Below are 13,414 nucleotides of genomic sequence, written 5' to 3'. Positions count from 1 at the left end.
CATTCTCGCAATCTTTATTTCCGGCCTGATCTTGTAGGAGCTCCTACAAATTTTTCTTAGAAAAATCGTTTACTGCTACAGCCAAAATCGAATCAGCAATTTCTTCTCCCCATATAGAACAACCTTCTATCGAAGGATGAAATCCATCAGAGCAAAAAATCCCTTCCGGAGAAAGTGATCCGATCTTTCTCATCGGAATATGAAATACATTTTCTAGTTTTGCAGAAAGATAAGAAGAAGCCTGGTCCAAAAGCCTAGCCTTCCAACCTAAAACAAATCTCATAGCCTTAGGTAAGGCAGGAAAAATCCCAAGAGGTGGAACTCCTGCAATAAATACCGGAACATTCGGATATTTAGATCTACATACATCGATCAAATCCTGCAGATCATCAGACCATTTTTTTTGAGAGTTCAATTTCACAACATCGTTTGCACCCAAAGCAAGAACGATCGCATCCGGAAAAGATTCGGGCAAACGAGATCTAAATTTCTGTTTTGCTTCTTCTAAAGTGATCCCACTTTCTCCTATCGCTTTCCAAAAGACCTTCCTGCCGCTTCTGCTTCCAAGAGAAGAAGCGATTTGGCCGGTCAAAGAACTTTTATAGTCTGGAATTCCTACACCTGCAACGGTAGATTCTCCCAAAACCAAAAGATGGAATGGGCTAGAGCCTGGAAATTCCCCAAAGTCAGGGCCGGTAGCTTCCGGTAAACGAGGGATTGTTTTACGAGCCTTCAACCCCTGCCATAAAAGTAGAGGGGACAAAAGAAGGCTCGTGGTATAAAATGGGATCTCTCTCATTAGAATTTTCTAATTTCTTAATTCTCTCAGTAGATTTGCATTCCCAGTCACCGCTAAAGCAGCAGCTAAACCACCCATCATCGCGCCTGCAATTCCTGGAGAAGCTGCATCCGCACCTGTTAAATACAGGCCTTCAACCGGAGTTCTAACATCAAACCAAGGACATTTTTCCTTCTTATATCTTTCAGGCACACAGGCCAAACCGTAGATGGCTCCGTCCGGATGAGAAGTAAAATGTTCATTTGTGATCGGAGTAGAAAGTTCCGCAAATTCAACCAGCTTAGTAAGACCTGGAAATCTGGACTCCAATGTGGTCAGGATCCGATTTATGATCTTCTCCTTGAAGTCTTTATACTCTTCTCCCCTCTTCTTCCAAGGTTCGTCTTTCCATTCCGCAAAATTGGAATAATCCGTAAATGTGATCACATCCATTGTATGGGACTTAGCTTCCGGATTTTTTAAACTCGGGAAAGAAAGATATAGATTCGGGATCTCATCGCTTTCTGAAAGCCAATCATTCCTTTCGGAAAAATTCTTATCATGATCAGGAGAAGCGAAAATCCAATAGTTCTCCCCGCTAAATCCGAATTTTGCAGGACTTTCGGAAAGACCTAGATAGAGGCAAATACTTGTGGTCATTCTTTCTCTATTATAAAAATCTTTTAGATCTTTTCTGAAAGATATAGGATAGGAATCCGGGATCAATTTTGTATAAGTAGGATAAGCTCCCGCGCATGAGATCACCACCGGAGCAAAAAAATCACGCTCATGACCTTCTCCCCTCAATGCTTTTGCTTTAACTCCTACTACCTTTCCATCCTTGATCAGGATCTCTTTTGCTTCTACGGAAGATAGGACTGCGCCGCCATTTTCTTGTAAGATTGGCTCTATCGTATCGAAAATTTTACCGGCACCCCCCACCGGATAATAACCTCCGTTAATATAATGCTGCACCAATGTAGCATGCATCGCGAAAGCAACTTTAGAAGGAGGAAGACCGTAATCCCCCCATTGTGCCGCAAGGATCCCTTTCAAATCCTCACTCTTGAAATTTTTATCGAAATAATCTTTGAGAGTTACTACATTTCCTTCTCCCAGTATACCAACCAGAGAATCCAAAGGTGGAGGAGAAAGTCTCATCATGATCGCTTTTCCAAAAAGGACCGAAACTTTTCTTATATCCTTCAAATATCTTTCGATAGCTTCCTCTTCTTCTGGAAATTGACTGATCAGATCCGATCTGAACTTTTCCGGATCTCCATAAATATCAAAATTTCGAGTAGGGAAAACCAAACGTTCGAAAGGATCTTTCATTCTTTTCCAGACGAGTTGCCCACGAGTAATTTTATCGGAGATCTTCTTACAAAGCCCGCCTTCATGCATATCACCCACATAGTGAATTCCCACATCCCAATGGTATTTTCCCTGTTTTCTCTGGAACTCGTGAGTAAAACCTCCCGGTTGAAAATGTTTTTCCAGTACCAAAACCTTCTTACCCGCTGATTGGGCCAAAAGACTTGCTGTGGTTAGGGTTCCCATACCGGAACCTATAAATATAATATCGAATTCGTTTCCTACTTGATCAATATTCATTGACAAAACCTCTTATTCGCATTCAATGTGAACACTGAACACATTCAGTTTTATAATCACAACCTTTAATGTAATACATGTCAACATGAAAAATTCCCAAGAAAAAAATTCATACCACCACGGAGACCTAAAAAGAGCCTTATTGGACGCTTCCATAAAGATCTTAAAAGAAGAAGGTTATAAGGCCTTAAGTCTCAGAAAAGCCGCAACCCTGGCCGGAGTCAGCCAATCCGCTCCTTATAGACATTATCCGGATTTAGAATCCTTATACGCTGACATCGCAGAAGAAGGATTTAAGATCCTAGCGGAAAGACAAAAGAGGCTGAGGGCAAAATATAAAAGAAGGCCTTTGCTCCTCTTCCGAGAATCCGGGGTTTCTTATGTAGAATTCGCATTAGAAAATCCTGATCTATTTAGGATCATGTATGGCAACCAGATCGAAAGCCATTTAAAGTACGATTCTTTGATCAAAACGGAGGATGAAACTTTTCAGATCATTGTGGATATCATCAAAGATTGTCAAAAAGCAGGGCTAATCCCGGAAGGAAATGCGGAAAAAGCTGCCACATCCGCTTGGACAATGGCTCATGGAGTTGCAGTATTATTATCAGGACAACAGATGATGTTCCGATCTATCGAAATTAAACAGGCGAGAAAGATCACTAAGGACTTAATTCAATTCTTATATACAGGTCTAAAGGCATAATTATAAATTAAACCGTAGAATTACGCGGTTCCGACTTTAGTAGTTCTTAGAAAAAGTTAGGACTAATGTTTCTTCTATCTTTTATCGAAAAGATAATGAGATACGATCCATTCTTCTCCGTTTTTGTATTTCCAAAGTTCCGCGCATGCCATGAAGAAAGTTTTCCAATAAACAAACCATTTCACTGCTTGTTCCTTTCCGTAGGTTTCCCCTAAAATTCCTAGGACTTCTTCCTTGTTCTTATACATATTGGAAAGCCAAGCTTCCGAAGTAAGAGCGTAATTTTTACCGTTTACCACCCATTGGTTACGGATCCGAAAATCCTTTTGGAAATATAAGAATAGATCATGGGAAGGCATCTGCCCTCCCGTAAAAAAATATTTCGCCATCCAATCCGTATCATCCACAACTTCGAATGGATAAGCGAATTTTTTATGAGTGAATATATGTACGAAAAATTTTCCCTTAGGTTTTAAAAAACCCGATAGTTTTGTAAATAGAACTTCGTAGTTTTTCATATGTTCTAACATTTCTATAGAGATGATACGATCAAACTTAAGATTCGTCTTAAATACATTCATATCGGCGGTCACAATATTCAGGTTTTTTAAACCTCTTTTCCTGGCTTCCGAATCTATGAATTTCTTTTGGCTTTTGGAATTAGAAACTCCTGTTACCTTACATTTCGGATACTTCTCCGCTACGTAAAGAGAAAGAGATCCCCAGCCGCAACCCAGATCCAAAACATTCATCCCATTTTCGAGTTCTGCTCTTTTACAGGTCAGATCCAACATTGCTCGTTCAGATTCGTCTATTCCAATATCCGGAGAAGTCCAATAGCCCGAACTGTACTTCATATACTTCCCCATCACTAATTTGAAAAAAGAAGAAGGGACTTCGTAGTGCTGTTCATTTGCCGCTTGGGTATCGATCGCAATCGGAGATTGTTTTAAAAAATTTACGTATTGGATCAGATGTTCCTGATTTTTTTCCAGGCTCCCTTTATCTTCCATACGGAGCCTGAGGCGAAGAAGCTGGCGTATCCTAAATCGGATCATCCAATCCGGGAAAATATCTTTTTCCATTAGAGTATAGATCAGGCTCATAGTAAGTTTTCCTATATTCTAAATTTGAGATCTACTTTTTGGGAAACCAAGGGAAGAATGCACTGGTCCTGGACTTGTATTCCGAGTATAGATTTCCTTTGGATCTTAATTGTCCGATCTCATTCAAAGGTATACCTGTGATCTTAGTTAAAAGTATGAACATTACTAAAGGAGATATAAGGCCTATCCATCCCCAGGGAGAAGCAAGAGAGACCAAGCCGAAAGAGATCCAAATCACCCATTCAAAAAAATAATTCGGATGCCTGCTGTATTTCCAAAGCCCAATATCGCAGACTTTTCCTTTATTTGCAGGATCTAATTTAAATTCAGCTAATTGAAAATCTGCAACCGATTCTCCCCAAAGTCCAATTGCAAAAACACAAAGTCCTATCACTTCTAGAGGATGAGTTTGGATGGAAGGATTCATAGCAGGAAAAAGAAAGGGAAGACTTAAGATCGTTCCAAGTACTCCTTGGAACTGAAATACATTGGTGAAAAACTTTCGATCCACCTGATCTCCGTATTCTTTACGAAATTCAGTGTATCTTGCGTCTTCATGTCCGGTCAGAACTCTTGTAGTGAATATAAAATAAGAAAGTCTCCAACCCCAAACTGTTGCCATAAAAGCGAAGATCGCCTTTCTTACCGAAAAAGCGTCGCCTAGTATAAAATATACGATTGCAACCGTGGAAATACAAAGTCCCCATCCAACATCTACGATCGAATAGTTTTTGATCAACTTGCCGATCAACCAAAGTAGACTCATCAAAAAAAATACGACTACCCAAGCGCTGAACATTAAGGACACTGCTTTTTCGTACATTTAGAATGCTCCGATATACATGGATTTTATTTGCGAACGATCTGATTCGCCTTTTTGACCAGGATTAATAATAAAAAATAGGAAACCACTGCAGGAACAGGCACCATACAGGTCCAGCCAAGAACAGCATACCCTGCGGAATGAGAAAGCCCTTCCCATACTTGAGAACTATCCCCTTCTACGAGTCTGTACGCCCAAGTCAGATCCAGTTCCGTGCCCGATAAATGAGCACCTAATTTTAAAAAAGGGATAATTAGAAAAACTTGAAATGGATACATCGCATAATTTGCGATCTGAATGGAGACAGGATTTAATCTTAGAACAAAACCTAAAAAGGCGCATAATGCCATCGTAGTCCCGATCAAAGGAAAGATCCCTATCGCTCCACCGATTGCTAAAGATAATGCGATCTTTTCCGGACTAGTTCCGGTCTTTAATTCTTCTAAGATCCTTGCTTTAGCTTTGGCTAAAAAAGAAGGTTTCGATTCTTGGTTTTCCAATTTTGTCACTGAGAATTTAATCCGAGATTATTCGGTCTGGTATACACTACCTGCACCACGCTGATATTTCTCATATGGAAGGCTGCAGCGCAATACGAAAAATAATATCTCCATTTACGCAGAAAGGATTCGTCATAACCCATACTTCTGATGTCGGGAAGATTTTCTTCGAATCCATTCTGCCAGGACATTAGAGTCTGATCGTAATATCTGCCTATATCTTCCAGCTCATGAAGGAACATATCGCCTGTCTTATTGATCGCTTCATTGATCCTCGCAATAGAAGGCAAAAGTGACCCTGGGAAAATATGTTTTTGGATAAAATCCACTCCCTTTCTGAATGACTCATATCTAGAGTCCGGGCAAGTGATGATCTGGTGGGCCATAAGTCCGTCTTTTTTCAAAACCCTATGACACATTGCAAAGAAGTCCTCGAAATATTCGTGGCCTACTGCTTCTAACATTTCTACAGTCACGATCTTATCGTAAGAGCCCTGCACTTTTCTATAATCTTCCAGTCGGACTTCTATCTTTTCTTCTAAGCCCATCGAGGAAATCTTAACTTTTGCAAATTTGTATTGTTCTTCCGAGATCGTGTAAGAAGTCACTTTGCATCCGTATTTTTTAGCGGCATAGGTGGAGAATGCACCCCAGCCTGTTCCGATCTCTAAAAGATGATCGGAAGCCTTTAGTTTTAATTTCTTACACAAATTTTCTATCTTAGCAATCTGAGCTTCTTCCAAAGATTTTGTCTGATCTGCGAAATAAGCGCAGGAATAAGTCATTGTAGGGTCTAAGAATTTTTTATAAAAATCATTTCCTAGATCATAATGTTCCGAAATATTTTTCTTACTCCCACGGATCGAATTGTTTCGGAATATATGAAGAAGTCGATTTCCCAAATTCATGAACGCAAGATGCAGAAAGTTTTTCTTAGAACCGCTAACTGAAGGTGTACTTTCTATATTTAATAAGAACCAACAGATGATCGCACGAATATCATCCGTGTCCCAATCACCGTCCATATAAGATTCCGCTAGCCCGATATCTCCGTACAATACCAACTTTTTAAAAAACTTTCTGTCTTTCACTTGTAGGATCGCATGGTGAAACTCAGGTGGATCGGAAGAATTCGGATTTCCTAAATATCTTTGTCCACCATCCGGAAAAAGGATACGCAAAGATCCTCTTTGCATTCCCGATAAAGCGGAGAAAAAAATCTTTTCATAAAAACCTAAAGTTCCGGCCTCGGAACCTGCACTTTCCAACGGTTCTACTTTTACAATATTATCGCCTTCCAAGATGCAATCCTCTTTGTTTGTCTAACCCTTCATTTTTTCGAATGAAAGGAAGTTTTTTCAGGTAAAGAAGAAAGGCCTGCCAATGAATTAGCCCGATCACTCTCAAAGTTACGAAAGGATATTTGATAAACATCCGGATTAGGTTCAGATCCGTTAGATCTAAAACCTTTCCGGTATAAGTTGTCACCATGACCCTTTCTCCATTTTCGAAAGCGTCTATCCTTAAGTTGATCCTTCCGCCTTGGGGAGGATTTAAATAAAATTCGAACTCTGAGTCCAAACTTACGAACGGAGACACATAGAAGAACTTCCCTTCTTTCTTTTTAAATCCTTTTTGATCAAAGGATCCTTTTCCAAGGAAGAATAACTTCATTTCTCCGAATGTATTTCCAACCTCGGCAACGGCACATATTGGATTTCCATCTTTATCCTCGGCAAAATAAAATGATACCGGATTAAAGACGTAGCCGAATACTCTTAGGTTGGTGATTAGCGTTACCTTTTCTACCTTCTCTTTGACTCCTTCCTGTCTTAAGTACTCTAAAAAATTTTCTTTTAACCCTTCTTTTCCGAAGTTTAAATGATCCTTATCTTTAAAAGAAAATACCCGAAACTTATTATTTCCAAGCATCCATAAACGATCGTTTACTATATCAAGTTCGTCCAGGTCCAATTGGAATGTAAAGATCCCGTAATTGAATCGATTCGGTTTAGGGATCTTTCGATCATGCATTACCCTGGCTTCGACTATCTTGGAATTTAGTCCCATACCTTCCTTCCGAGCAAGGTCTCCGATAATTCTTTAGCGGACCAAAATGCATCCTCATGGAATCCATATCTAAAATAACTGCCGCAGAAATAGATAGGCCCCTTTCGATTCAGTTCGGATAATCTGCCTTGAGCTTTTAAAGAACCGACATGAAAAAGAGGATGTTCGTATTTAATCCTTTTCAAGATCTTTTTAGGATCTACAAGTCCTGGATCTCCTATGGATAAAAAATAATCCTTCTTCTTGGACACTCCCTGTAAACTGTTCATCCAATAGATCGTATGAGGTCTGATCCGGCCTTGGATCCGGTCCATTCTATAATTCCAAGAAGACCAAGTGGACTTTGTATTCGGCATTACGGAATCATCCGTATGTAAGGTTGCAATATTCTCCTGATACACAAACTGAGATAATAATTCTTTCTGCAAAGATGTAGGCTTTTTCAAAATAGATAAGGAACTGTCTGCATGGCAGGCAAGTATTACCTTATCGAATACTTCTGACTTCTTACCTTTTAATATAAGTTTGGCCTTTCCGGTTGGAGTAACTTCTACACCTAAGACTGGCGAGTTGGTATGAAATCGATCTCGATTGGAAGAAAGAAGTCTTTTTACATACTCGATAGAGCCTCCATCCACTGTATACCATTGGTGTTGTGTATTCAGTCCCAAGAATCCATGATTCAGGAAGAATCGGACCAATGAGTAAGCGGGGAATTCCAACATCAGATCTTCCGGAGTAGACCAAACCGCGGAACTCATCGGCACAAGATAGTATGTCAAAAGATCAGGATGATACCCTTCTTCTTTTATATATCTATGCAGAGAATAATCTTTGTATTTAGGATCTTGTAATATTTTAGGAGATTCATCGTTGAAACGATTGATATTCAAGAGCAAACGTAAAAAACGAAAATTGAATATATTCTTTCTTTGGGCAAATAGACCGTTCAGTCCCGAACCGCAAAACTCCAGATTATCCGGAACATGCTGCACACTGAATGACATACTGGTCATTTTTGTGGGAACTTTTAATTCTTCGAAAAAACGTTTTAGGTTTGGATAAGTAACATGATTGAATACTATAAATCCGGTGTCTATCGGGATCTTCTTGTCTTCTTCCGGTATGAATACGGTATTCGTATGACCTCCAACATAGTCTGCTTTCTCAAAAACAGTAATGTCATAATGATCCCTTAAAAAATAAGCACAGCCCATCCCGGCAATACCGGAACCTACGATTGCAAGTTTTTCCTTTTTTCGGTTAGAGGTCTTTGAGGACTTCTTCTTGAGGGGAGAATTCTTTTTCAAAAATTTCCTTCTTCCTTTCTGATTTTGTATTATTGGAGTTCCTTCTTGAAGATAGTCTTAAGAAGGCTTTTTATAGACTTGGTTTATACGTTTAGGGTTTGGAAAAATTTTTCCAAAGCTCGGCCATTAAAAGGAAATTCGTAGTTTTAGTAAAACAAATTAGCCGAATCCGTACGCAAGAGCCACGTATCTTAAGATCCTAAGAGAAAATACTACCAAGGCAAAGATCCAAAACTTCTGACGGAAGAAGCCGGAAAGCACCGTGATCGGATCTCCCACGAACGGTAGAAAAGAAAATCCCAATGCCCAGTATCCCCATCTGGACATTCTTTCTGCCCAGCCTGAGTAGGTTTTGGATTTGGAGATCCTTGCTTCTATCTTTTTCCCGAACCAATAACCCAAACCATAATTGAATGCACATGCTGCACAGTTCCCGATCGAAGCCCAAAACACTGCTTCACCTGGAGAAAGTCCGGACCAGATCGCTCCCATAAGTGCCGCCTCAGAACTAAAAGGAAGCAAGGTAGCGGCCCCAAAAGAAATTAGGGTCAATCCGGGACCTGCATAGGCCTCTAGGAGTTCCGACAAAAATTTTGAATATCCCAACGGGCCCTCCCAGTCCTAGATTTTTTTCAGTATAAATCCAATTTCAAATGACCCCTTTAGGCCTTGGATCGGATATGTAAAGTAAGACGATTTTAATACAAGAGCGCCTAACCTTGAAAAAAATAATATCCCTATTTGTAGTTTGTATTTTCTCCCTTCTTCCATTTTCCTTATTTGCAGAACCTTTTACCATAATTGGAGGGGGCACTCAAATCTCCCCTTTCACAGCAAAGATAGGAGTCGGAACAGGACAGGCAGAATACCAATACGGTCTTGCAGGCAGATCCGAAACGTATAGAGCGGGATTCGAATACAATCCTAGAAATTTAGGTTTTGAACTCGGGATCAATCGCAGCGGTTATTTCATTCCTCAGGACCGCTCTACGGAAATGTCTTCCGCAATGATACTTTCCGCCCCAACTTTTGATAATTTCGGATATTATTTTGCTGCTGCCGCAATGATCGATAAGATCACATTCTCCAAAACGTTCTTAGATTTAGGACCCACATTCCATTTTCGTCCCGGATCTAAATTCGATCCATATATAGGAGCAGGATTCGGTATCGCAGACTTAGGCGCAAAACAATCCACATTAAGAGCTTACGGTAAACTCGGTGTCCGGATGAATTTCGAGCGAAGCTTTTTGTTTTTAGAATTAGAAGGTGCCTCTATCAATCGCCATTTTCAAGGTGAAAAGTATATCTACGGAGAGGGTTCCGGGATTTTCGGATTCGGATATTATTTCGGATCCGCCTCCGCTTCCGATAACAAGGAAGTTCCCCCTGTAAAACAGAAAGAAGAAGAGCCTAAACGAGAAGAGAGTAAAAAAGAAGAAATTACTCCTTCTAAAACGGAAGAAGATAAACCTATAGAAGAGAATCCTTAAGATCTATCTAGAATCCTCTTACATTTTATGGGGGAATGACTTAATTTTTCGTTTTACCTCGACAAATACCTGAAAACAATACGAAGCAAGCGGTATTAGCCTGCTTCGTATGGACATCTTACAGTTTTCCTACCATTCTATAGGTTATATTTCAGGGACAATTTTCACTGTTTTCCTAATTGTCTCCTTATTAAAATTAAAAAGCAAAACGAAACATGCCTGGATACTAATAGCTTATCTGTCGTTCGTTTTAGCTTTGAATTTCGGATTTCTAATCCGGACTTCTTTGTTCATTCCTTCCCTATCCAAACCTGCTTGTTTCCTGATCGCGTTATATACTTCCTTCTCCAACTTGGGGCTTTTATATTTTATATATTCCTTTTTTGGAATAGATCGTAAAAAAGAATCCAGAATTGCATTACTAACAATATTTCTCGCAGGAATGTTCGGGTTCTTATTCTATGTATTTAAGAATATTAACTCTGAAGTTTCTTTTAACTTCAGCATCCAAATGTTCGAATTTCAGGAGCCTGAATCCACGGCTCCTATGGGCTCTATCCATTTTCTGACATTTATTTGGATCTTGATCGTTATTCTAAGACAGAATATACATTTAAGAAAAGAACTTACTCTTGAGTTAGATACAGATTCAAGAGCAGAGAAAAAAAGGGAATTAAGAATGTCCCGCAATTTCGGACTGGCAATCTTACTTCATGCATTATTCTCACTTACTTATACATTTTACGGATGGGGTTATCTTTCTTTTTCCAATTTTCAACTTATATTAACTTCCGCCACAAGTTTGCAGCTCTTCTTCTATACGGTTCTGTATTTGAATTATTTTCCGGAACCTTCTTCCTTTATGATCAAGATACTGGGAGTTTCTTTAGCAACTGTACTGATCCTTCTTTGTGTGGTTGCTCGGATCAGTTTTGTATTGATCGAAAGCCATTATGACGAGGCAAGAAAAACAGAAATTGAGAACCTAAGGGAGAATCTAAAACTAGGCAGAGGTAATATTCTTCCCAAGGATGTATTGTATCTGATCTCCAGTTCGAATACAAACAATCCATCTAGATCCGATTCTTCGGATAGAAACGATCTAATGCCTATTTCTAAAAGAATGTACAGAGTACTTTCTCTCCCGGAGAATAAGCCGGTATACATTATTTGGTACACATTCTATTCGGAAGGAAGGATCTACGAAATAGGTTATCCTTATGAATCTTATAGTAAGATGATCCATTCTATCGTTTCGGCTATTGCTTTGATCTTAATTTCTTCTTCTATCTTTTTGATCCTTTTACTCCCCTATTTGATCCGTAAGGGACTAAGAGATTTGCAGATTAATAGAAAAGTTTTTTAGCCTAGCAACTTTCTCATCTGCTCCGTAACGGAAGCTGCTGCTTTTCCTGCTTTTTCCGCAAAATCAGTACCGGAGGAAGAAAAGATGATACTTCTGGAAGAATTGACCAAGGAATTTTTTCCACATACGGAAATCACTTCTTCTAAAGAAGCGCCTTGGGCTCCATAACCCGGGATCAGAAAGATTCGATCCGGATGAGCTTTACGAATTTCTAATAATTCTTTTGGATGAGTGGCTCCTACTACAAGACCCACATTTTTAGCAGGGAATTTTTCGCTCAGAGCTGCCACTTCTCTATATAAGGTCCTGCCAGTTTCGGAGAATGTTTTCTGTTGGAGTTCCGCGGAATCCGGGTTGGAGGTCAAACAAAGCAGGAACACCATTCTGGAATCGTCCTCTATGAACGGTTTGATCGTATCAGAGCCCATATAAGGAGAAAGAGTAAGAGAATCCACTCCCAGTTCTTTAAAAAAGAACTTAGCGTACTGTCTTGCAGTATTGTCTAAGTCTCCCCTTTTTGCGTCCGCAACGATCGGGATCTCTGGATGATTTGTTTTGATATGAGAGATCAGCTTTTCGAACTGTTCTATTCCTTTGGAACCGAATGCTTCAAAGAATGCAATATTCGGTTTATAGGCGACTGCATATTCTGCGGTAGCATCTACTATCTCTCTGGAGAATACGTACAGCTTGTCCGGGAATTTTTCTAAATGGGAAGGAAGTTTGGTGACATCGGGATCGATTCCAACGCAAAGAAGGGAGTTTAATATCTCCCTTCTTTTTACGAATTTGGAATAGAAATCCATTACTTTCTTACGATGTACTCTTGCGCAAAAGGAGGAAGAGTAAACGCAGCCTTATGCATCTCGGCAGAGTAATATTTTAAACCTTTCGGAACTCTTTTAGGATCCGGTTCTACTTTATAAGGATCGGGTCCTTTAGAGCAGTAAGTGAAACCTATAATTCCGGAAGGATAAGTAGGGACTACCGTAAAGTAATATCCGCAGTGATCGAATACCTGAGGAATGAATTGGAATAATTCCTTTATTACTTTTCCGTGATAGTAAAAACTCTCTCCTTGAGTGGTACAGATCCCTCCTTGTTTCAAGGAAGCAGCCATTGTCTCATAGAAAGGTCTTTTGAATAAAACTTCCGCAGGGCCGACAGGATCGGAAGAATCCACGCAGATCACGTCGAAATATTCCTTATAGTCCTGAACGTATTTTGCTCCGTCTTCGTATGCATGTTTGACCCTTGGGTCTTTCATCGCATTTGCGATCTCAGGGAAATACTCGTAACAAACATCCACAACACCTTTGTCTATCTCGCAAAGATGTACTTCTTTTACGGAAGGGTGTTTTAGGATCTCACGAACGGTTCCTCCGTCCCCGCCACCGATCACTAAAACTTTTTCAGGATTCGGATGGCTCATCATAGGAACGTGAGCGATCATTTCATGATACGCGAACTCGTCCGCCTCGGTCATCATGACCACTCCGTCCAGAGTGAACATGCGGCCGAAACCTTGGGATTCGAATACGTCTATTTTTTGAAAAGGAGTCTTGCGAGTATGCAGGAACTCCTTCACTTTAATTTTGAGCGCCCTTCCGTTAGGTAACTCGAGGGCCTCGTCTAACCAAAGTTCCAA

At 39.9% G+C, this 13,414-nt stretch carries 14 protein-coding genes; 3 read left to right on the top strand and 11 right to left on the bottom strand.

All coding sequences use genetic code 11. The features are described from left to right. Positions 1 to 43 precede the first annotated feature (43 nt). On the bottom strand, positions 44 to 799 hold the full coding sequence (locus tag EHR06_RS09230; RefSeq protein ID WP_135756732.1) for an SGNH/GDSL hydrolase family protein: 756 nt from the start codon (positions 797 to 799) through the stop codon (positions 44 to 46). A 9-nt stretch (positions 800 to 808) separates the two neighbouring features. Continuing rightward, positions 809 to 2,392 (bottom strand): phytoene desaturase family protein, encoded by a 1,584-nt coding sequence (locus EHR06_RS09225; RefSeq protein WP_135756731.1) that lies wholly within the window; start codon positions 2,390 to 2,392, stop codon positions 809 to 811. 85 nt (positions 2,393 to 2,477) lie between these two features. On the opposite strand from EHR06_RS09225, the gene EHR06_RS09220 reads away from it, so the two are divergent. After that, positions 2,478 to 3,098 carry a TetR/AcrR family transcriptional regulator gene (locus EHR06_RS09220; protein ID WP_135756730.1) on the top strand — a complete coding sequence of 207 codons (621 nt, stop codon included), beginning with the start codon at positions 2,478 to 2,480 and terminating at the stop codon, positions 3,096 to 3,098. A gap of 74 nt (positions 3,099 to 3,172) precedes the next feature. Here EHR06_RS09220 and EHR06_RS09215 read toward each other — a convergent pair whose 3' ends face one another. The 7 genes from EHR06_RS09215 to EHR06_RS09185 form a co-directional block, all read right to left on the bottom strand. Further along, complete coding sequence (locus EHR06_RS09215; RefSeq protein ID WP_135756729.1) at positions 3,173 to 4,204, bottom strand: SAM-dependent methyltransferase; 1,032 nt, start codon at positions 4,202 to 4,204, stop codon at positions 3,173 to 3,175. 31 nt (positions 4,205 to 4,235) lie between these two features. Beyond that, positions 4,236 to 5,027 carry a DUF1295 domain-containing protein gene (locus EHR06_RS09210; RefSeq protein ID WP_135756728.1) on the bottom strand — a complete coding sequence of 264 codons (792 nt, stop codon included), beginning with the start codon at positions 5,025 to 5,027 and terminating at the stop codon, positions 4,236 to 4,238. A gap of 26 nt (positions 5,028 to 5,053) precedes the next feature. Next, on the bottom strand, positions 5,054 to 5,536 hold the full coding sequence (locus EHR06_RS09205) for a DUF2062 domain-containing protein (protein WP_135756727.1): 483 nt from the start codon (positions 5,534 to 5,536) through the stop codon (positions 5,054 to 5,056). After that, positions 5,533 to 6,828, bottom strand: coding sequence for an SAM-dependent methyltransferase (locus tag EHR06_RS09200; protein ID WP_135756726.1), 1,296 nt, complete (start codon positions 6,826 to 6,828; stop codon positions 5,533 to 5,535). Before EHR06_RS09200 ends, EHR06_RS09205 begins: the two co-directional genes overlap by 4 nt. Beyond that, entirely contained in the window at positions 6,815 to 7,597 is a 783-nt protein-coding gene (locus tag EHR06_RS09195; RefSeq protein ID WP_135756725.1) for a DUF1365 domain-containing protein, read from the bottom strand. The genes EHR06_RS09200 and EHR06_RS09195 overlap by 14 nt, the downstream gene beginning before the upstream one ends. Then, positions 7,588 to 8,907, bottom strand: coding sequence for an NAD(P)/FAD-dependent oxidoreductase (locus EHR06_RS09190; RefSeq protein WP_135756724.1), 1,320 nt, complete (start codon positions 8,905 to 8,907; stop codon positions 7,588 to 7,590). The genes EHR06_RS09195 and EHR06_RS09190 overlap by 10 nt, the downstream gene beginning before the upstream one ends. Positions 8,908 to 9,066: 159 nt before the next feature. Continuing rightward, positions 9,067 to 9,513, bottom strand: coding sequence for a YqaA family protein (locus tag EHR06_RS09185; protein ID WP_135756723.1), 447 nt, complete (start codon positions 9,511 to 9,513; stop codon positions 9,067 to 9,069). Positions 9,514 to 9,626: 113 nt separating this feature from the next. On the opposite strand from EHR06_RS09185, the gene EHR06_RS09180 reads away from it, so the two are divergent. Together EHR06_RS09180 and EHR06_RS09175 are read left to right on the top strand one after the other, a co-directional pair. After that, positions 9,627 to 10,400, top strand: coding sequence for a hypothetical protein (locus tag EHR06_RS09180; protein WP_135756722.1), 774 nt, complete (start codon positions 9,627 to 9,629; stop codon positions 10,398 to 10,400). 109 nt (positions 10,401 to 10,509) lie between these two features. Continuing rightward, the gene (locus EHR06_RS09175; protein WP_135756721.1) at positions 10,510 to 11,766 is read left to right on the top strand and encodes a HAMP domain-containing protein; all 1,257 of its coding nucleotides are present in this window, start codon (positions 10,510 to 10,512) and stop codon (positions 11,764 to 11,766) included. On the opposite strand, the gene pyrF is transcribed toward EHR06_RS09175, so the two are convergent. Together pyrF and speE are read right to left on the bottom strand one after the other, a co-directional pair. Beyond that, the gene (gene pyrF / locus EHR06_RS09170; RefSeq protein ID WP_135756720.1) at positions 11,763 to 12,572 is read right to left on the bottom strand and encodes an orotidine-5'-phosphate decarboxylase; all 810 of its coding nucleotides are present in this window, start codon (positions 12,570 to 12,572) and stop codon (positions 11,763 to 11,765) included. The two genes, EHR06_RS09175 and pyrF, sit on opposite strands and share 4 nt — an antisense overlap. Next, complete coding sequence (speE, locus tag EHR06_RS09165; protein ID WP_135756719.1) at positions 12,572 to 13,414, bottom strand: polyamine aminopropyltransferase; 843 nt, start codon at positions 13,412 to 13,414, stop codon at positions 12,572 to 12,574. Before speE ends, pyrF begins: the two co-directional genes overlap by 1 nt.

Source organism: Leptospira dzoumogneensis (assembly GCF_004770895.1).
In the GTDB taxonomy this organism is placed as follows: Bacteria; Spirochaetota; Leptospiria; order Leptospirales; family Leptospiraceae; genus Leptospira_B; species Leptospira_B dzoumogneensis.
Note: the sequence above shows the minus strand (reverse complement) of the source record. Positions and strands in the feature narration are given on the sequence as shown.

Bases quoted from the DNA above. Each gene is read 5' to 3' on its own strand.
- EHR06_RS09220 (WP_135756730.1), top strand. From the start codon at position 2,478: ATGAAAAATTCCCAAGAAAAAAATTCATACCACCACGGAGACCTAAAA.
- EHR06_RS09175 (WP_135756721.1), top strand. From the start codon at position 10,510: ATGGACATCTTACAGTTTTCCTACCATTCTATAGGTTATATTTCAGGG.
- EHR06_RS09215 (WP_135756729.1), bottom strand. From the start codon at position 4,204: ATGAGCCTGATCTATACTCTAATGGAAAAAGATATTTTCCCGGATTGG.
- EHR06_RS09195 (WP_135756725.1), bottom strand. From the start codon at position 7,597: ATGGGACTAAATTCCAAGATAGTCGAAGCCAGGGTAATGCATGATCGA.
- EHR06_RS09225 (WP_135756731.1), bottom strand. From the start codon at position 2,392: ATGAATATTGATCAAGTAGGAAACGAATTCGATATTATATTTATAGGT.
- EHR06_RS09210 (WP_135756728.1), bottom strand. From the start codon at position 5,027: ATGTACGAAAAAGCAGTGTCCTTAATGTTCAGCGCTTGGGTAGTCGTA.
- EHR06_RS09230 (WP_135756732.1), bottom strand. From the start codon at position 799: ATGAGAGAGATCCCATTTTATACCACGAGCCTTCTTTTGTCCCCTCTA.
- pyrF (WP_135756720.1), bottom strand. From the start codon at position 12,572: ATGGATTTCTATTCCAAATTCGTAAAAAGAAGGGAGATATTAAACTCC.